Source organism: Clostridium sp. 1001271st1 H5 (assembly GCF_005845215.1).
Taxonomy (GTDB): domain Bacteria; phylum Bacillota; class Clostridia; order Lachnospirales; family Lachnospiraceae; genus Enterocloster.
Genome location: NZ_SPHO01000018.1, coordinates 69,096 through 87,817, shown reverse-complemented (window position 1 = coordinate 87,817; position 18,722 = coordinate 69,096). Strand labels below are relative to the sequence as shown.

General features: G+C 51.6%; 15 protein-coding genes and 1 riboswitch. Of the genes, 5 read left to right on the top strand and 10 right to left on the bottom strand.

Annotation, left to right across the window (positions count from 1 at the left end; all coding sequences use genetic code 11):
- Positions 1–78 precede the first annotated feature (78 nt).
- Together FGS84_RS22855 and FGS84_RS22850 are read left to right on the top strand one after the other, a co-directional pair.
- The gene (locus FGS84_RS22855) at positions 79–1,233 is read left to right on the top strand and encodes a malic enzyme-like NAD(P)-binding protein (RefSeq protein WP_138310627.1); all 1,155 of its coding nucleotides are present in this window, start codon (positions 79–81) and stop codon (positions 1,231–1,233) included.
- Positions 1,234–1,262: 29 nt separating this feature from the next.
- Complete coding sequence (locus FGS84_RS22850; RefSeq protein ID WP_138310626.1) at positions 1,263–1,781, top strand: DUF4364 family protein; 519 nt, start codon at positions 1,263–1,265, stop codon at positions 1,779–1,781.
- 42 nt (positions 1,782–1,823) lie between these two features.
- On the opposite strand, the gene FGS84_RS22845 is transcribed toward FGS84_RS22850, so the two are convergent.
- Complete coding sequence (locus FGS84_RS22845) at positions 1,824–2,723, bottom strand: metallophosphoesterase family protein (RefSeq protein WP_138310625.1); 900 nt, start codon at positions 2,721–2,723, stop codon at positions 1,824–1,826.
- A 222-nt stretch (positions 2,724–2,945) separates the two neighbouring features.
- Positions 2,946–3,097: riboswitch (cyclic di-AMP (ydaO/yuaA leader) on the top strand.
- 174 nt (positions 3,098–3,271) lie between these two features.
- Between FGS84_RS22845 and FGS84_RS22840 the strand changes: the two genes are divergently transcribed.
- Positions 3,272–4,690 carry a sodium:solute symporter family protein gene (locus FGS84_RS22840; protein ID WP_138310624.1) on the top strand — a complete coding sequence of 473 codons (1,419 nt, stop codon included), beginning with the start codon at positions 3,272–3,274 and terminating at the stop codon, positions 4,688–4,690.
- Positions 4,691–4,712: 22 nt separating this feature from the next.
- On the opposite strand, the gene FGS84_RS22835 is transcribed toward FGS84_RS22840, so the two are convergent.
- Together FGS84_RS22835 and FGS84_RS22830 are read right to left on the bottom strand one after the other, a co-directional pair.
- Positions 4,713–6,059: an NCS2 family permease gene (locus tag FGS84_RS22835; RefSeq protein WP_138310623.1), complete on the bottom strand. Its 1,347-nt coding sequence runs from the start codon at positions 6,057–6,059 to the stop codon at positions 4,713–4,715.
- 19 nt (positions 6,060–6,078) lie between these two features.
- Entirely contained in the window at positions 6,079–7,806 is a 1,728-nt protein-coding gene (locus tag FGS84_RS22830) for an adenine deaminase C-terminal domain-containing protein (protein WP_138310622.1), read from the bottom strand.
- A 130-nt stretch (positions 7,807–7,936) separates the two neighbouring features.
- On the opposite strand from FGS84_RS22830, the gene FGS84_RS22825 reads away from it, so the two are divergent.
- On the top strand, positions 7,937–8,848 hold the full coding sequence (locus FGS84_RS22825; RefSeq protein ID WP_138310621.1) for a LysR family transcriptional regulator: 912 nt from the start codon (positions 7,937–7,939) through the stop codon (positions 8,846–8,848).
- Positions 8,849–8,990: 142 nt separating this feature from the next.
- Here the strand turns inward: FGS84_RS22825 and yihA are convergent, their stop codons facing one another.
- From yihA to FGS84_RS22795, 6 genes are all read right to left on the bottom strand, one after another.
- On the bottom strand, positions 8,991–9,572 hold the full coding sequence (yihA, locus tag FGS84_RS22820) for a ribosome biogenesis GTP-binding protein YihA/YsxC (protein ID WP_138310620.1): 582 nt from the start codon (positions 9,570–9,572) through the stop codon (positions 8,991–8,993).
- 62 nt (positions 9,573–9,634) lie between these two features.
- Positions 9,635–11,944 carry an endopeptidase La gene (gene lon / locus FGS84_RS22815; RefSeq protein ID WP_138310619.1) on the bottom strand — a complete coding sequence of 770 codons (2,310 nt, stop codon included), beginning with the start codon at positions 11,942–11,944 and terminating at the stop codon, positions 9,635–9,637.
- Between the two features lie 150 nt (positions 11,945–12,094).
- Entirely contained in the window at positions 12,095–13,414 is a 1,320-nt protein-coding gene (clpX, locus tag FGS84_RS22810; RefSeq protein ID WP_138310618.1) for an ATP-dependent Clp protease ATP-binding subunit ClpX, read from the bottom strand.
- Positions 13,415–13,490: 76 nt separating this feature from the next.
- Positions 13,491–14,072, bottom strand: a complete 582-nt coding sequence (gene clpP, locus FGS84_RS22805; protein ID WP_138310617.1) for an ATP-dependent Clp endopeptidase proteolytic subunit ClpP — start codon at positions 14,070–14,072, stop codon at positions 13,491–13,493.
- Between the two features lie 180 nt (positions 14,073–14,252).
- Entirely contained in the window at positions 14,253–15,539 is a 1,287-nt protein-coding gene (gene tig / locus FGS84_RS22800) for a trigger factor (RefSeq protein ID WP_138310616.1), read from the bottom strand.
- A 181-nt stretch (positions 15,540–15,720) separates the two neighbouring features.
- Positions 15,721–16,275, bottom strand: a complete 555-nt coding sequence (locus FGS84_RS22795; protein WP_138310615.1) for a DJ-1 family glyoxalase III — start codon at positions 16,273–16,275, stop codon at positions 15,721–15,723.
- Between the two features lie 157 nt (positions 16,276–16,432).
- Between FGS84_RS22795 and FGS84_RS22790 the strand changes: the two genes are divergently transcribed.
- The gene (locus FGS84_RS22790) at positions 16,433–16,885 is read left to right on the top strand and encodes a CYTH domain-containing protein (protein ID WP_138310614.1); all 453 of its coding nucleotides are present in this window, start codon (positions 16,433–16,435) and stop codon (positions 16,883–16,885) included.
- A 167-nt stretch (positions 16,886–17,052) separates the two neighbouring features.
- Here FGS84_RS22790 and FGS84_RS22785 read toward each other — a convergent pair whose 3' ends face one another.
- The gene (locus tag FGS84_RS22785) at positions 17,053–18,708 is read right to left on the bottom strand and encodes a galactoside ABC transporter permease (protein WP_138310658.1); all 1,656 of its coding nucleotides are present in this window, start codon (positions 18,706–18,708) and stop codon (positions 17,053–17,055) included.
- Between the last annotated feature and the right edge of the window lie 14 nt (positions 18,709–18,722).

Genomic DNA, 18,722 nt, shown 5'->3' with positions numbered 1-18,722 from the left:
AACACTGACAAAATTGTTATGATATATAAAAATGCATTTTTGTGTTTCTATTATATAAGGAAAAGGACGGAATGGATTATGACAACCAATGAAAAAGCACTGCTGCTCCATGAGGAATGGAAGGGAAAACTTGAAACCACATCAAAGGCAAAGGTGGCATCCAGGGAGGACCTGGCTCTTGCCTATACCCCGGGGGTTGCCGAACCCTGCAGGGTGATTGCAAAAGACCCGGAGGCAGCTTACCGGTACACCATCAAATCCAACGCCATTGCCGTTGTCTCCGACGGAAGCGCCGTACTGGGCCTGGGCAATATAGGTCCCCTGGCAGCCATGCCGGTCATGGAGGGCAAGGCTGTGCTCTTTAAGGAATTCGGCGGCGTCAACGCATTCCCCATCTGCCTGGACACCCAGGACACCCAGGAAATCATTGAGACCGTTGTGCGCATTGCCCCTGCCTTTGGCGGCATCAACCTGGAGGACATCTCCGCCCCCAGATGTTTTGAGATAGAGGAAGCATTAAAAGAGAGGCTGAACATCCCTGTATTCCATGACGACCAGCACGGCACTGCCATCGTGGTCCTGGCCGGTGTCATCAACTCCCTGAAGCTGACCGGCAAAAAGAAGGAGGACTGCTGCGTGGTAGTAAACGGAGCCGGTTCAGCCGGCGTTGCCATCACAAAGCTGCTGCTGACCTATGGATTTGCCCATGTCACCATGTGCGATAAGAGCGGCATACTGACCAAGGGAGCAGACGGCCTTAACTGGATGCAGGAAAAAATGATGGATGTAACCAACCTGGAATATAAAACAGGTACCCTGGCAGACGCCATGAGGGGCGCTGACATCTTTGTGGGCGTGTCCGCTCCCGGAATCGTGACCCAGGACATGGTTGCCTCCATGAATAAGGACGCCATTCTCTTTGCCATGGCAAACCCTGTTCCGGAAATCATGCCTGACCTGGCAAAGGCTGCCGGGGCGCGGGTGGTTGGAACCGGCCGTTCCGACTTCCCCAACCAGGTAAACAACGTAGTGGTATTCCCCGGAATCTTTAAGGGCGCTCTGGAAGGCCGTGCTGCCGCCATCACCGAGGAGATGAAGCTGGCTGCCGCCGAGGCCATAGCCGGACTGGTGGATGAAGCGGATTTAAGCGACGAGAACATACTTCCCGAAGCCTTTGACCCCCGCGTGGCAGACGTGGTCAGCAGCGCGGTAAAGGACCACATTAGAAAATAATAAGAAAACCCTGATGGAGTGTGTATGATATGCTGACTGAACCTATGACCTTGTACAAACTGATGAATCTCTATATGCTGAAGCAGGTGAACTTTCCCCTGACCAACGCCCAGCTCACCAACTTTTTCACAGAGCATGAATACACCACCTACTTTACCCTCCAGCAGGCCTTAAACGAGCTGGAAGACGCCGGCCTGGTGCACAAGGAGGCCAGCCACAACAGCACCCGGTATGACATCACCAGGGAGGGCGAGGAAACCCTTAACTTCTTCGGCAAGAACATATCCTCCGCCATCATTGAGGACATGGACCATTACCTTAAGGAAAACAAGTTCCGTCTCCGGGAGGAGGTGGGCACCACGGCCGACTTCTACAAGGGGACCAACCAGGACTACATTGTCCACTGTGAGGTCCGTGAGAACAAAACAACCCTGATTCGGCTGGATTTGTCTGTTCCCGACAGGGAGCAGGCAGAATCCATGTGCAATACATGGAAAACAAAAAGCCAGGAAATCTATGCCCACGTCATGCGGTCACTTTTATCCTGACTTTTATCCATGCCTTTCCTATCAGTCCATTTCCTGTACCGGTTAAAACGAAAGTTGTTCCAATAACAGTTCCAAAATCTGCCGGGCGTTTGAGTCCGGCTTTTTTTCGCATATGTCGTAGATGGTTGCGGCCAGCCTGAAATTCTCTCCCAGATTCCGGATGACCCATTCCCTGGATTCACCTGCTTTTCTCAGACGCAGTATTTTCGCTATCAGGAACAGATACTCCTTCTCCTGCTCCGGACCGGTCACCATACGGGCTTCCGCCTTGGGTGCCTCGGGTTTGGCCGCCGGATGTCCGCCGTACCTGGCTGCCTTTGGCGCTCCCCCGGCCCCTTCCGCCTGTTCTGCTCCCCCGGAAGTTCCGCTCTGGCCGGCTGTCTTTCCCGCCTTCTGTTTATAGCGCTTCTGCTGTTTTTCATACTTGCTGGCCCTGGTCTTCTCTCTCTGGCCGGTGGCTGCTCCGGGCGTGCCGTATCCATGCTCCAGCCAGATAGTCTCCACCTCATATTTCCCGTCCTCAATGGTCATCACTGCCATGGAAAGGGGCAGGGTAAAACGCTTATAACCGCAGCTTCCCGGATTCAGCCAAAGCCTTCCGCTGATTTCCTGCTGATAGTACATATGGGAATGGCCGAATATAACTACCTGTATATCTTTAAGCATGCTGGGAATATCCACACGTTCGTGGGCCATGATGAATTTTACCCCGCCGATTTCAAACCGGTTTACCTGGCCAAGGCCCCCTGACCATCCTCTGTCATTATTCCCCCTTACCGCATACAAGGGCTGGTCCACATTCAGCTTGTGATACAGCATCTGATTGTCAAAATCCCCTGCATGGACAATCACATCGCAGGTTTCAAGAATCCTCTCCACCTCCGGCCGGAGCACTCCATGGGTGTCCGCCATGACCGCCACCCGTATTGGTCCCGTTTCCATTACATAATACCTCCAGATACAGCCGGGCGCCTCTGGATTTCCATTCCGCCCTCTGTCTTATTTTTCATTCATACCTTTATATATTATACGCTAAATGCCGGATATGTCGAGTTGAATCTGAGGCTTTTGCCCGGTGTTGTGCCAATAAAAGGCATTTTTCTGCATATTTCTTTACACGCTCCCCATTCTGTGATATATTTAATGTTAAGATAGTGTTAATATTATACCAAGTCGCTTAATGCTACTATGTAGCAGTGGGAGAACCGATTTTTTGGGGTGTATTCATCCGCCCGGCCTGTTACGGCCCCGGATGATAGGGAACCTTTCTTTCCCGAACCCGGCAGCTAATCTCATAGGCGGAAGAGGGACAGGGACATTCTGGTAAATCATTTTGCTGTATTGTCGTATACTTTTCCGTCTGCATCCATGCAGACGGTTTCTTTTGTTAAGTCCGTTCTTTTCCTTTACCTAAAACTGAATACATCCAAGGATATTCCCCATCACCGCACCCTCCCAAGGCGGCGCCCCAACGAAAGGAGACCTGATATATGCATGAACTCACTAACCTGGATCTGGCCATCATTGTCCTCTATATGATAGGAATGCTTTTTGTGGGCGTATGGTTCGTCAAACGAATCAAGAATACAGGCGATTACTACGTTGCAGGCAGAACCCTTGGCCCCTTTGTGCTGACTGCCACTGTATGCGCCTCCATCATCGGCGGCAGCGCCATGATGGGACGGGCAGGCATTGCCTACACCACTGGCTTTAAGGCGGTCATGACCGCCATCCCCTATCTCATCGGCATGTTCATCTTCTCAGCCATCGCCGGACGTATCCAGGAGGTTGGCTTCACCAGAAACATCAATTCCATACCGGAGCTTTTTCACTACCGGTTCAACCGGACCGCCCGCTGCATCCTGGCCTTCATGATTGTATTCACCATGATGGGCACGGTAGCTGCCCAGGTAACCGCCACCGCCACCATCATCAAAATGCTGGGAAATGAATTCGGCATCAGCTATGAAGCCGGCGCCCTTGCAGCCACTCTTATCTTCATCATCTACACCGCTGCATCCGGCCTTTTCGGAGTGGTGTACACGGATGTGCTTCAGTTCTTCATGCTGATTATCTTTGTCTACATCCTGATTCCCTTTTCCAGCCTGCGGTACCTGGGAGGCTTTTCCTCCTTCTGGCAGAACCTGGACAAATCCTACCTGGTCCCTCATATCAACGGCAGCATTCTGGGCGATATTGTCACCTATCTGGTGTTCACCCTGGCAGGGGCCGAGATGTGGCAGAGGGCCTTTGCAGCCAAGAGTAAGAAGGCGGCCACCCAGGGTATGTTCTGGGGCACTTCCATTTACATGATAACCATTGCCCTGGTATTCTTCATGGGACTGGCAGGAAGGCAGATTCTGCCGGATGTGGTGGCCTCCTACGGAAGCTCTGATGCCGTTGTACCGGCCCTGGCTGTAAGCATTCTGCCTCCCGGCCTTACGGGACTGGCCCTGGCAGGCATCCTGTCGGTCATGATGTCCACTGCGGACAGCTATCTGCTGGTATCTGTCCAGACCTTTGTACACGACCTTGGAAAAAATTTCATGCCGGAAATGACGGAGAAACATGAAATTCTCATGTCCCGCGTCATGTCCGTGGTCCTGGCCATGGGCGCCCTGATTATTGCCCTTTACATCAAGAACGCCTACAATGTGCTCATGTTTGCCTGGTCCTTCTATGCTGCCGCAGCAGGTCTTCCCTCCCTGGCGGCCCTGTACTGGAAAAAAGCCACCAGTCAGGGCATCATATCTGCCATGACGGGCGGCTTCGCGGTATGTGTGGGCTGGAAACTGGCCGGCAATCCCTGGGGACTGGGGGAAACCGTTCCCGGCGCCGTTGTCTGCGGCATCCTGCTGGTGGCAGTGAGCCTGGCCACCTGCAAAAAGCATCCGTGCAGAATGGCGTAAAGGACCCAGCGGCTCTCTGCTGCTATTTAATGATACTGTAAAAATACAGCACGCATACTCCCAGCAGCACATACATGATTTTAGGCATTTCCTTAATCTTGCCGGAGGCCAGCTTCAGGACCACATAAACCGGCAGGGCCACGCAGATTCCATTGGCAATATTATTTGCAAATATGGTAAATGCAACACAGATAAATGCCGGGAAGGATTCCGTAAAATCATCATAGTTGATGTTGCGCATGGAATTGAGCATGCCCACTCCGATGATAATAAGGGCCGGAGCCGTTGCAGCCGACGGAATCATCAGCGCAAACGGCGTCAGCAGAAGGGTAAAGGCAAAACAGACACTTGTGGAAATGGGTGTCAGTCCGGTCTTCCCTCCTGCCTCCACGCCGGAGGAGGATTCCAGATAGGTAGTCATACACGGCATACAGAACAGGCTGCCCAGAGCGGTTGCAATGGCATCCACCTTAAACACCTTGTCTATGCCCGGAAGGTTGCCGTCCTTGTCCAGGAACCCGGCCTTTGCGCCCACGCCCAGGGCTGTGCCGAAGGTAGAGAAGAAATCCGGCACAAACATGGCAATCAAAAACGGCAGATAGGCAAACTGCAGTGCTCCCAGGAAATCAATCTTCATGAACTGGCCAAAGGGAGAGCTGGGCGCCATGAAAAATGCCTCGGGCATCTTAGTCAGGCCCATGGGGATACCGGCCAGAGTGGTAATCAGAATGGAAAAAATCATGTATCCCGGCACCCTCATCTGCTTGGTGATAAGAATCAGCAGGAATCCAATGAGCGCCAGAAGCACGGAAGCAGAACTTAAGTCTCCGAAGGCCAGGTTATTCTTGCCTTCCAGGGCAACAATCAGTCCTGCATTCTTACATCCCAGCAAAGCGATGAACAGGCCCACGCCTGCGCTGACTGCATGTTTCAGGCTGGCGGGAATGGCATTTACAACAGCATCCCTGAGACCGATATAGGAAATCACAATAAAAATAACACCGCTCCAGAAAATTACACCCGCCGTAATTTCAGGCGAAATCCCGCTGTTGGCAATCATTCCCGACACGATTGCCACACTGCCCAGCCCGGGGGCCAGGGCAAACGGGCGGTTTGTCACCAGGGCCATGGCCACTGTGGTGACAATAATCAGCAAAATCATGGATGTGAGCATGACCCCTCTGTCAAGCCCTGCATTGGCCATGATATTGGGGACTGTTCCCAGCACATATGCCATGGTAACAAATGTGGTGATACCGGCCAGAATCTCCGTACGCACCGTGGTCCCATGCTCTGTCAGACGGAATTGCCTGTCAATCCAGGTGCCGGAAGCTCCCCTCTTGGCTGTACCTTCAGTTTCCTTTGACATGATTAATCCTCCTTTTGATTTACTCTTCCATTTTCAACGGCACGATTTTACAGGCTTTTACATCAATCAGCCCCTTATCGGTCAGCTTTAAGGCAGGGCTGGCTGGAAGGGTCAGGGTGCAGAAGGACATGATGGGGTTGTAATGTCTGTAACCCTGGTCTGCCATTGCCCCGCGTACCCCGGCCAGCTTTTCCCCCACCTCCCTTGCCGGCCGGTCCGATAAAATACCGCCCACATTAAGAGGCAGCTCTGCCTGTATCGTTCCTGCATCCGCCACGGCCATGCCGCCCTGCATCTCTATGACGCGGTTAAGGGCAAGCTTCATATCTGCAGGATTCGCGCCGGCCACCAGGACGTTGTGGCAGTCATGTGCATAGCTGGTAGCAACGGCTCCCCGTTTGTGGCAGTCGCCGGTCAGCAGTCCGTATCCAACTGCCCGGCCCTTGCCATACCGCTCGAATACCGCGGCCAGCAGGCAGCCTGAACCTTCCCACTGGAGGATGCCGTCCTTCACCGGCATATCCAGGATTTTTTCCGTTGTCCTGGTGGAGCCATCCTGAATCTCCATGACCCGGACCCGGACTGTGCCGGAATCCGGCTCCATGGGAACCGCAAACCGGCTCTGTTCCTGGTAATCCAGCCGGATACTGTGGTAATAGGGCTCCGGAAAACGCATGTCCCGGGTCTGTTCCGCAGTTACCTGTCCCCTGCTCCAGATACAGTTTCCGTTCTTATAGGTAGATGCAACAGAAAACCCATCCAAATCACTGAGCAGCAGGAAATCAGCTGTTTTTCCCGGAGCAATTGCCCCCCGGTCCAAAAGGTTCATCCGTCTGGCCGGGGTAAAGGAGGCGTTATAGATTGCCTGTTCCGCCGTCATTCCCAGCTCCACAGCCCTGCGCACCAGGGCATCCAGATGGCCCTGGGTACAAAAGGTGTCCGCCATGACATCGTCTGTGACAAAGCAGAAATGTTCCTCCAGACCATGTTCCCTGATGTAGTCCAGAACCTCTCTCCGCAGCATCTTTTCCTGGATTTCCATAAACATGCCATTGGCAAACCTCTGTTCCAGTTCTTCCATGCTGTGCTCCGTATGGTCCCCATTGATGCCAAGATACAGGAACTTTGCCAAATCCAGGTCCAGCAGCGCCGGACAATGCCCTTCAATGGGAAAGATGCGGTCCTGTTGGCGGAGCTTTTTAAGGAACCGGGTAATTTCCAGCTGGTTTTCCCGGATAACGGTCCTGTAGTTCATGACCTCCCCCACACAGGCCACCCAGGGATTTTCCTTCAGGCCTTCCATCTCCTCACAGGTTATGATGCCTCCGGTAGTCTCTAACTCAGGGGAGGTGGAGGGCACGCAGCTGGGAATCCCGTAGAAAATATCAACCGGGCTGTTTTCCCCTGCCCGAATCATATCCAGAACCCCCTGCATCCCGTTCACATTGGCCATCTCATGGGGCTCCGACACAATGGTTGTAACCCCGCATTCCGCCAGCCGCCTGCAAAACGCTCCCGGCGTCAGCATGGAACTCTCAATATGCATATGTATGTCAATCAATCCGGGCACCATGTACATACCCTCTGCATCCACTGTCCTGTCAGCCTTAACTGCGCCTGACCTGCGGGAATCAATGTATAAGAATTTCCCTCCCAATACAGATACATCTGCCGATACAAACTTTTTAAAGTAGCTGTTATAGACCTTTGCCCCTCTTACAAGAAAATCCGCTCTCTCTGTTTCCATGGCGCCTCCATTCAGCAATATTGATGAAACCCTTGATTGTATATGATTTTTATTATACAATGTGCATAGGTAGGTGTCAAAGTCATAATAATCATCCAAGTTATGAATTTTTTTCATTGGAGGTGTACAGATGATATCAAAAGAAATACGGTATATGCTGGCCATACGCAGATATGGAAGCATCACAAAGGCGGCAGACTCCCTGTTCATTACACAGTCTGCCCTGAGCAAGGCCGTAAAGAATATAGAACGCCAGATAGGCTCCCCTCTGTTCAGCCGCATTGGCAATGACCTGGTCCCCACCCATATCGGCAACCGTTATATGGATTATGCGGAAAAAATCTTCCAGATAGGTTCTGACTGGAACTCAGAATGCGAGGATTTATTGGGGGAGGAAAAGGGACAGCTGACCATTGCAGTGGCACTGATGCGCGGCTCCTGCCTGCTGCCGGATATACTGTCCCGTTTTTATTCCCGGTACCCGGATGTACAGATTCATCTTCTGGAGGAATCCCACTCCGTTGAAAAGCAGCTGGCCCTTTCCCCCAATGTGGACTTTGCCATCTATAATTCCACGGCCACGGACCCCGCCCAGACAGCGGAGTACCTGGGACAGGAAGAAATCGTTCTGGTGGCCTCCCCCCATCATCCTCTGGCAGAAAAGGCAGTGGTCAGGGACGGGTATTGCTATCCCTGGATGGATATCCGGCATACGGAACAGGAAGCCTATATCCTGCATCCACAGGACCAGACCACAGGCCGGATATCCGCCGGGCTGTTTAAAAAGGCCGGCATAAACCCGCCGGTCCTTTTGTTTACCCGCAACAGCGATATCGCCATACGTCTGGCAGCCTCCGGCACAGCCCTCTGCCTGGCCCCTGAATCCTATGTCAGGAAAATACATTTTGACAATCCCCCTCTGTGCTTTTCCGTGGGAGAGCCCGCCACTGTGACCACGCTGTATGCGGTATATCAGAAGGGCCGGTATATTCCGTCCTACGGAAGGTATTTTATCGAGCTGGTGAAGGAGCAGTACCAATGACGCCTTCCCAGCAGAGCTTGCTGTAAAACCATACAAAATCAGCGCCAAAAGGCCTGACTTCCTGCAAGTAATACCCATCTGCCAGGAAATCAGGCCCTTTTTACTTTATAAATTCAGGTTCTATTTGAGACATACAGAGCTTCTACAGATTCCCCTCAATAAGGTCCCATATCTCATCCCTGCCCTGCTTTGTCTCTGCCGAAAACGGAATGATGATGCCGTCCTTTTCCATCCCCAGGCCTTCCCGCACCATCTTCACATGCTTTTGCACCTGGCTCCGGTTAATCTTGTCCATCTTGGTGGCGATGATGACGGGATGGTATCCGTTGTAGGTAATCCAGTCAAACATCATCTTATCGTTGGCTGAGGGTTCATGGCGGATATCAATGAGCAGGAACACCATCTTAAGCATCTGGGAATTCCTGAGATACCGTTCTATCATCTTGCCCCATTTTTCCTTGACCTCAACCGCTATCTTGGCATAGCCGTAACCCGGCAGGTCCACGTAGTACAATGCCCCGTTGATGTTGTAAAAATTGATGGTCTGGGTCTTGCCCGGCTGGGAGGAAGTCCTTGCATATGCCTTGCGGTTCATCAGCGCATTGATGAGGGATGACTTCCCCACATTGGACTTGCCTGCAAATGCAAACTCAGGCAATATATTTTCCGGCATCTTGCTGGTCACGCCGCACACTGTCTCCAGATTCACGTCTCTTATAATCATATTTCCTTCTCCTAATTCCTATCCGTTGGCCGTTGCTTGTACAAACGTCTCCGATGCCGCGTCTAAACAAACGCCTCCGACACCACGTCCTCCATGGCCTTTACATACACGATGTCCAGACCCTTGGTGATTTCCTTGGACAGCTCCGCCATATCCGGCCGGTTCTTATCAGGCACCAGTACCTTTTCTATGTGGGCCATCTTGGCTGCCAGTATTTTTTCTTTCAGTCCTCCGATGGGCAGGACCCGTCCCCGGAGGGTTATCTCTCCCGTCATGGCCACCTTGGACTGGACACTCCTGCCCGTCACTGCGGACAGCATGGCTGTGGCCATGGTAATTCCCGCAGACGGCCCGTCCTTGGGCACGGCTCCCTCCGGGATATGGATGTGGAGGTCGTGCTTTTCAAAGTAATCATCGGCAATCTCATATTGGGGGCACACGGACCGCACATAGGTCAGGGCTGTCTGGGCGGATTCCTTCATCACATCGCCTAACTGTCCGGTCATCAGAAGGCTGCCCTTGCCCGGCATCACATTGACTTCTATCTGAAGGGTGTCGCCTCCCACGCTGGTCCAGGCCAGACCGCGGACAATACCGACTTCGTCCTGCTCATTGGCATTTTCAAAGGTCACCTTTTCCTTGCCAAGGTATTTCTCCAGGTTGCTCTCCGTAATCTTGATGGACTTCTTCTTATCCTCCAGGAACTGCCTGGCCGCCTTGCGGCACACGTCCCCGATGCGGCGCTCCAGGTTCCTGACCCCTGCTTCCCTGGTATAGTTGTGTATGATTTTCTCCAAACTCTTATCAGAAAATGTAATCTGGCTGTCCCTCAGGCCGTTGCGCTCCATCTGCTTTGCCACCAGGTAGTCCCTGGCTATGTGGAACTTCTCATTTTCCGTGTAGCTGTTGACCTCAATCAGTTCCATACGGTCCAGCAGCGGGCCCGGTATGGTCTGGGTGGTGTTGGCCGTGGCAATGAACAGGACCTGGGACAGGTCAATGGGCAGCTCCACATAGTGGTCCCTGAATTTCACATTCTGTTCTCCGTCCAGCACCTCCAAAAGCGCGGAGGAGGTATCGCCCTTGTAATCGCTGCTCACCTTGTCAATCTCATCCAAAAGCATCAGCGGATTGCTCACGCTGGCCTGACGCATGCCCTCCACGATACGGCCCGGCATGGCGCCCACATAGGTCTTTCTGTGCCCCCTGATTTCCGCTTCGTCCCGGACGCCGCCCAGGCTGATGCGCACATACTTCTTATTCAGGGCCCTTGCCACGGACCGGGCAATGGATGTCTTGCCGGTTCCCGGAGGTCCCACCAGACATATGATGGGGCTGGTGCCCTTCTTGGTCAGGGCGCGGACAGCCAGGTATTCCAGGATTCTCTCCTTTACCTGCTCCAGTCCATAATGGTCCTCATTAAGAATCTTCTCTGCATGTTTGATGTCATCATTGTCCTTGGACATCTTCTTCCAGGGCAGGTCCAGCAAGGTTTCCACATAGGTGCGCAGTACATTGGCCTCCTGGCTTCCAGCCGGCATGTTGCGGAAGCGTTCAATTTCCTTATGCAGCTTTTCCTTTACTTCCTTGTCAGCCTTCAGTGCGTCCAGTCTCTTCTGGTATTCGTCCGCATCTGATACAGCGTCCTCGCCCAGCTCCTGGCGGATAACCTTCATCTGCTCCCTGAGGATGTATTCCTTCTGGTTCTGGTCAATATCGGCCTTTACCTTTTCCTGGAATTCCTTTTTAATCCTGTATATCTCCATCTCAGTCAGCAGGGTATGCATCACTACCTCGTATCTGGCTGACAGGGAACTGTTCTCCAGCACGGTCTGGCGTATGGTGTAATCCCATGGCAGCTGGATGGCAATCTGGTCCAGCATCTCATTCAGCCCGGTAATCATCATCAGGTTGGGCAGAATCTCCTTGGTAATCTTGGGATTGACTCTCCCATATTCCTCCAGCTTGTCCTTCAGGATGCGCAGCATGGCCTCCTGGGTCAGGCTGTCCAGGTCATCCTCCTCCGCCTCAATGGCGGCAATCTCGCCCATCATGGCCGGTTCCTCGGCATCCAGGCACAGAAGTTCTGCCCGCTCCAGTCCCTCCACCAGCACGCGGACCACCTTTCCCGGCAGCTTCACCAGCTGCTTCACCACGGCGATGGTGCCTACCTGGAACAAATCCCCCTGCTCCGGCTCAACGATTTCAGGATGTCTCTGGGCCACAAGGAACAGTCTCTGGTCACCCACCATGGCCCGTTCTACGGCTGCCACTGATTTCGGCCTGTTTATATCAAAATGCAATACCATACCCGGAAGTATGGTCAGGCCCCTGAGAGCCACCACGGGCATCGTAATCACTTGTTCTCCCATTTTCAATCTTCACCTCTTGTATCTTAACCATTTGAAAAGCCGCTGCAATGCAGGTGCCGGACCGGCCGGAAAACAGGCCTTCTGGTCCGGGTCATATCTGATTTGCAGCGGCCCTTTCTCTCTTCTAAATTGTCACAGGAGCATGACAGCCTACGCAATTTCTCCTGTCTTGCTGTCCCCTCTAAGCCGTTCTGACAACGGTTTCCGGGCAGATGCAGGAGGCATGTCGCGGTATACTAATTCCGGCTGTCCTGCCTTTCTCACTACGTCTCTGGTAATGGTACAGATTCCGATGGAATCATCGGACGGAATCTCATACATAAGGTCCATCATCACTGACTCAAGGATGGAACGCAGTCCCCTGGCGCCAATCTTGCGGTCTACTGCCAGCTGTGCAATTTCCTCCAGAGCCTCCTGGGTAAATTCCAGCTTTACATTGTCCAGTTCAAACAGCTTCTGGTACTGTCTCGTCAAAGCGTTTTTCGGCTCTGACAGGATGCGCACCATGGCTTCCTTTGTCAGCTGCTCCAGTGAAACCATCACCGGCACACGGCCTATGAACTCAGGAATCAGCCCGAATTTGGTCAAATCCTTTGGCTCCACCTTCTTGAGCAGCTCATCGATGTTCAGGTCGTTCTTGCTCGCCACCTCGGCGTTGAAACCAATGGAACCTGCGCTGATGCGCTGCTCCACTATCTTCTCCAGGCCGTCAAAGGCACCGCCGCAAATAAACAGGATATTGGTGGTATCAATCTGAAGAAGCTCCTGGTGTGGATGTTTCCTGCCTCCCTGAGGCGGAACGCTGGCAACCGTACCCTCCAGAATCTTAAGCAGGGCCTGCTGGACGCCCTCGCCCGAAACATCTCTGGTGATGGATACATTTTCGGACTTCTTGGTAATCTTATCAATCTCGTCAATATATATAATGCCGTATTCGGCACGGGAGATATCATAATCAGCTGCCTGGATAAGCTTTAACAGGATGTTCTCCACATCCTCGCCCACATATCCCGCCTCTGTCAGCGCAGTTGCATCTGCAATGGCAAAGGGAACATTGAGAATCTTAGCCAGGGTCTGGGCCAGGTAGGTCTTACCTGAACCGGTGGGCCCCACCATGAGGATGTTGCTCTTCTGCACATCCACATCCATGTTCTGGCATGCCGTAACCCTTTTATAGTGATTGTAAACCGCAACAGACAACACCTTTTTGGCGTCATCCTGTCCGATGACATATTCGTCTAAAAATGCTTTGATTTCCTTTGGCTTCAGGAGACGTATATCGGCCAGTGCAGGGCTTTCCCCTTCATCCTGTCCCTCCAGCTCCTCTTCCAGAATCTCAGAGCACAATTCTATGCACTCGTCACAGATATACACATTGTTGTTGCCTGCCCCGGCAATCATCTTCCGTACCTGATCCTGTGTCCTTCCGCAGAAGGAGCACCGAATCGTGTCATCTGGTCTCATTGGCATACGATACCTAACCTTTCATATCCTTTACTTGCTGTTTTACGTTACCGGCCTGATGCCTTAGCGCTGCGCTGCAGCACTAATGATGTGCGATGATTTCATCAATAAGGCCGTATTCCTTGGCCTCCAATGCAGACATATAATTGTCGCGCTCTGTATCGCGCTCAATTACTTCCAGGGGCTTCCCTGTGTTTGCTGCCAGGATTTCGTTTAATTTCTTTCTTGTCTTCAATATATTCTCAGCCACGATTTTAATTTCCGTTGCCTGGCCCTTGGCCCCGCCGGAAGGCTGATGTATCATGATTTCAGCATTGGGCAGAGCGAAACGCTTGCCCTTGGCTCCGCCTGAAAGAAGGAACGCGCCCATGCTGGCCGCCATACCGATACAGATGGTAGACACATCGCACTTGATGTAATTCATGGTGTCATAGATGGCAAATCCCGCGGATACAGAACCCCCAGGGCTGTTGATATACAGATGGATATCCTTGCCGGGGTCCTCTGACTCCAGGAACAAAAGCTGTGCAACCACAAGGCTTGCGGACACATCGTTTACATCCTCGCCCAGGAATATGATTCTCTCCTTCAGCAATCTTGAATAAATGTCATACGAACGCTCGCCGCGGCTGGTCTGCTCAATGACATAAGGTACTAAACTCATATAACCATCCTCCTAGTTATGAGCACGCGGCGCCTGTTTTCAGGCGTCTGCGCGCAATACATGCCATCCCTCCCGGCCAGTTCTTTCACCCGCCCGGCGGAATGACGTTCACTTATAAGAAACCAGGGAGATTCAAAGCCAGTCAAATAAGCGCTGTGAACCCCCCGTATCATATGTGAATTATACCAGTTTTGCTTCTGCTACCAGGAAATCAACCGCTTCCTGAACAGCAATATCTTCCTTCATCTGGTCCTTATCACGGTCTGACATATAATCCTTTAACTTGTCAGCCTCCATCTGGTAAGTGGCCGCCATCTTGGCAATTTCCTCATCCAGTCTTTCGTCGGAAACCTGCAGGTTTTCAGCCTTTACAACTTCCTCAAGCACCAGTCTGGTCTGGATTCTCTTTAAGGCCTGCGGCTTCATCTGCTCTCTCATCTGCTCCATGGTCATACCTGTATATTTCATGTACAGGTCCATAGACAGACCCTGGCTCTCCATACGGCGGGCTGTATCCTGAACCATGTTGTCAATCTGGCCTTCCACCATCCTGTCAGGAATCTCCATGGATGCGCCTGCCACTACCTTGTCAACCACACGGTTCTCGTTTTCGGAAGCAGCTTCTTTCTGCTTTCTCTCAAGAATCTTTGCCTCAATATCCTTCTTGTATTCATCCAGAGTGTCAAATTCGGAAACCTCTCCTGCAAACTCATCATCCAGTTCCGGAAGTTCCTTTACCTTGATTTCCTTTACAGTCACCTTAAAGGTAGCCGGCTTGCCAGCCAGCTCTGCTGCATGATACTCTTCCGGGAAGGTTACATTAATCTCGCACTCTTCGCCGATGTTCTTGCCAACCAGCTGCTCCTCAAATGTATCGATGAAGGAATGGGAACCAATGGTCAGAGGGTAATCAGCTGCCTTGCCGCCGTCAAATGTCTTGCCGTCAACAAATCCCTCGAAGTCGATGACGGTCTGGTCGCCGTCAGCAACCGGTCTGTCCTCTACGGTCAGAAGTCTTGCGTTCTGCTCCTGCACCTTCTTGAGTTCAGCTTCCACATCCTCCGGCTTAACAGCAGCGTCCACCTTCTCTACCTCAATGCCCTTGTACTCGCCCAGGGTCACCTCCGGTCTTACGGCTACGGTTGCAGTATAGATGAACGGCTTGTCCTTGCCAATCTGCTCTACGGCAACTTCTGGTCTGGAAACGATTTCCAGTCCGCTTTCATTCATTGCCTCCATGCAGGTTGCGTTGATAGCTTCATCGGCAGCCTCCTCATAGAAGATGCCTTCGCCATACATCTTTTCAATCATGGCGCGAGGTGCTTTGCCCTTACGGAAGCCTGGAATATTAAATTTGTTCTTGCTCTTATTGAAGGCTTTTTTCATTGCATCCTCAAACTGCTCTGCGCTTAACTCTATTGTCAGTTTGGCCATGTTTTTTTCTAATTTTTCTACTTGTACACTCATTTTTACGGGTTCCTCCTTAAAATATATGTGGTTCGCCCATAATCCATGAGGGCGCTACACTTCAATGTACCATTATAGCATGCTCATTTTAAAAACACCAGCGTTTTTTACAAAAAAAACTTCCATTCCATCCCACATACCCATGATATGGAACAGAACGGGAGTTTCCCTCGTCCGGATGTTATCCCCAGTTGTACTGGATTGCCGCTGCAATCTTCTGGGCCTGCTGGGGACCCTGAAGCAGGCGAATCAGTTCCAGTCCCATATCAAGGGCAAATCCCAGGCCCCTGCCGGTGGTGATGTTGCCGTCCGTCACAACACCCTGGCTGGTGTAGGACACGCCTGTGAGCTGGTCCTCAAATCCCGGATAACAGGTGGCCGTCCTGCCCTTTAAGAGCCCCATGCTCCCCAGGATGCTTGGCGCTGCACAGATGGCCGCAATCCTTCTGCCCTGCTTGTTGGCACACTCCACAGCCACTCCCAGGCCCTTGTGCGCTTTCAGATTGTTCGTTCCCGGCATCCCTCCGGGCAGGAACAGCACATCCGCCACATCCGGGTTCACATCCTCAAACAGGGCGTCCGTCCCCAACTCAATCCCATGGGAACCAGTCACGTTCCTGTTCCCTGTAACAGACACCAGTGTCACCTCCACACCGGAACGCCGGAGCACGTCCACAACCGCAAGACATTCAACCTCTTCCAGTCCATCCGCAAGAAATGCATAAACCTTTGCCATGATAATCTCCCTTTCCGCCATTTATCGCATAGTAATTGTATTTTATCATTTATCACTTTTCAGGGAAAGAGTTAAATGATATGATTGTAAAATGGAAAAAATAAAAATAGTTAGTAAAATCCACTAATCGACAATCACAGCAAGGAGGTTTTACCATATGGAAATCGAACGTAAATTCCTGGTTCCCCGTCTTCCGGAAGGCTATGACACCCATCCCTTCCATCAGATTGAGCAAGCCTATCTCTGCACCGGCCCGGTGGTCCGCATCCGGCAGGAGGACGAAGACTACTATCTCACCTACAAAGGCAAAGGTCTTCTGTCCAGGGAAGAATACAACCTTCCGCTGACCCGCGAAGCCTACTCCCACCTGCTCCCCAAGGCCGACGGCATTGTGCTCACCAAAAAACGCTATCTCATCCCCCTGGACAGCCCAGGCCATCTGACCATTGAACTGGATGTCTTTGAAGGCCGCTACGCCGGCCTCATTCTGGCCGAGGTAGAATTTCCCACTGAAGAAGAAGCCCTGTCCTTCCAGCCCCCGGAATGGTTTGGCAGGGATGTTACGTTTACGGGGGAATATCAAAATAGTAAGTTGGCGTGTGGGGTTTAGGGGATGCTTGGAGAGGTTAGGTGCATCCGTCCGTGAGGGGAAGAGTGTTTGAGCCCAATATCTAAAATACATGAAAAGGCTGGCTGCGAGTTTTGGCAGCCAGCCTCTTGTATTCAGCCGGTTTTCAGCGTCTTGGAAATACGGGCGGAAACACCTATCTTTTCCAATTACTTCTTCTGGACATACTTCAAGCAGTCAAGTGTTACTGCGGTTATGATGATGATGCCCTCGAATACGAACTGAAGGTTTGTGTCGATACCGAGAATGGTAAGGGAGTAGATAAGTACGGTGAAAATAAGCACGCCCACTACTACACCTGAAATCTTACCGATACCGCCGGTAAAGGATACGCCGCCAACCACGCAGGCTGCAATTGCATCCATCTCCCAGCCCTGGCCGTAAGCAGCGGAGCCGGAACCTACCATTCTTGCGCATTCCAGCCAGGAACCGAATCCGTAAAGGATACCTGCCAGAATGAATGCTCCCATGGTTACCCAGAATACGGAGATACCAGAAACAGCTGCTGCTTCCGGGTTGCCGCCTACTGCGTATAAGTTCTTGCCGAAGGTGGTCTTGTTCCAGATAAACCATACAATCACAATGGCAGCCACTGCCCAGAGAATGATGGTTGGGAACCCGTTTATTTTTGGAATAATCATCTTTGGAATGGCCGGTTCAATGGCGCCGAAGGAAACGCCCTTTGTTGCATAGGTCACAAGACCGAAAATCACCAGCATGTTGGCCATGGTTGAAATAAATGGATGCATCTTAAACTTAGCTGTAAAGAAACCTCCGATGGCCGTAAAGCAGGTACATAAAATGATACACATAACAAGGGCAAATACAACCCTTACGCCAATGGGCATGCCTGTGAAATCAAATACGTGGCCGAACACAGCGCCTGTGTTGATGCCCTGGTGCATGATAATGGTTGCTGTGGTCATGCCCATACCAACCATACGCCCTATGGAGAGGTCCGTACCGGTAAGGAGGATAAGTCCTGCAACGCCCAGAGCCAGGAACATTCTTGGGGAAGCCTGCTGGAGAATATTTAAAATATTATTATAGGTAAGCAGCTTCACGTTTTTCATCACCGGCGCAGCGATACACAGTCCGATGAAAATCAGGATAATAGCGATATACAGACCATTCTGCAGTAAGAATGTCCTGCGGTTGAATGTATATTTATAATTCTCCCATTTCTGCGCCCTGGTTTCCATGAAGGTGAATTTAGACAGGCGGAGCATATCAATCAGATGATACTGCCATGCAAAGGCAGCATGCCTTCTGTCCTTGATTCGCTGAAGCTCCTTGTCCAGGTCCATCTTCGCGTCAAACAGACGGTTCTTATGAACATACTTCTCATCCTTTATCTCCTGATGGTCCGTAAGCTTTGAGAGGGTGTTTTCATGTTCTTTGTTCAGTTGTGCAACTTTTGTGTCGTATTTTTCCTTTGCAAGAATTTTTTCCCGCTCGCAGCTTTCCTTTAAGGGCTGATAATATTCCTTATCAAAATGCGCCTTCAGGTAGCTCTCGGCATCGGAGATTAACTTTGCAATCTCATCCTTATTCTTTGCCTCAACAGCCTTTGCTTTTTCCATCTCCGCGCTGCATGATGCAATCCTGTTTTCCCTTTCATCCTTTGTAAGGGAACGGTCTCTCTTTGTTGCGTCAATACTGTTCTGCAGGGCAACTACCCTGTTTGTACCGTCCGCTCTGAGACTGTCGATTTTTTTCTGAATTTCGCCAACGTACTCCTCAATTGGCTGGCGCAGCTGCATTTCCTGTTCAGCCGTAAGAGTCTCATTGTTTCCTTTCGCCATATCCATGAATCCCC

What these genes read in the sequence shown, in the direction of transcription:
- FGS84_RS22790 (WP_138310614.1), top strand. Translation starts at nt 16,433, where the DNA reads ATGGAAATCGAACGTAAATTCCTGGTTCCCCGTCTTCCGGAAGGCTAT.
- tig (WP_138310616.1), bottom strand. Translation starts at nt 15,539, where the DNA reads ATGAGTGTACAAGTAGAAAAATTAGAAAAAAACATGGCCAAACTGACA.
- lon (WP_138310619.1), bottom strand. Translation starts at nt 11,944, where the DNA reads ATGGGAGAACAAGTGATTACGATGCCCGTGGTGGCTCTCAGGGGCCTG.
- yihA (WP_138310620.1), bottom strand. Translation starts at nt 9,572, where the DNA reads ATGATTATAAGAGACGTGAATCTGGAGACAGTGTGCGGCGTGACCAGC.
- FGS84_RS22795 (WP_138310615.1), bottom strand. Translation starts at nt 16,275, where the DNA reads ATGGCAAAGGTTTATGCATTTCTTGCGGATGGACTGGAAGAGGTTGAA.
- FGS84_RS22850 (WP_138310626.1), top strand. Translation starts at nt 1,263, where the DNA reads ATGCTGACTGAACCTATGACCTTGTACAAACTGATGAATCTCTATATG.
- clpP (WP_138310617.1), bottom strand. Translation starts at nt 14,072, where the DNA reads ATGAGTTTAGTACCTTATGTCATTGAGCAGACCAGCCGCGGCGAGCGT.
- FGS84_RS22855 (WP_138310627.1), top strand. Translation starts at nt 79, where the DNA reads ATGACAACCAATGAAAAAGCACTGCTGCTCCATGAGGAATGGAAGGGA.
- FGS84_RS22830 (WP_138310622.1), bottom strand. Translation starts at nt 7,806, where the DNA reads ATGGAAACAGAGAGAGCGGATTTTCTTGTAAGAGGGGCAAAGGTCTAT.
- FGS84_RS22845 (WP_138310625.1), bottom strand. Translation starts at nt 2,723, where the DNA reads ATGGAAACGGGACCAATACGGGTGGCGGTCATGGCGGACACCCATGGA.
- clpX (WP_138310618.1), bottom strand. Translation starts at nt 13,414, where the DNA reads ATGCCAATGAGACCAGATGACACGATTCGGTGCTCCTTCTGCGGAAGG.
- FGS84_RS22825 (WP_138310621.1), top strand. Translation starts at nt 7,937, where the DNA reads ATGATATCAAAAGAAATACGGTATATGCTGGCCATACGCAGATATGGA.
- FGS84_RS22840 (WP_138310624.1), top strand. Translation starts at nt 3,272, where the DNA reads ATGCATGAACTCACTAACCTGGATCTGGCCATCATTGTCCTCTATATG.
- FGS84_RS22835 (WP_138310623.1), bottom strand. Translation starts at nt 6,059, where the DNA reads ATGTCAAAGGAAACTGAAGGTACAGCCAAGAGGGGAGCTTCCGGCACC.
- FGS84_RS22785 (WP_138310658.1), bottom strand. Translation starts at nt 18,708, where the DNA reads ATGGCGAAAGGAAACAATGAGACTCTTACGGCTGAACAGGAAATGCAG.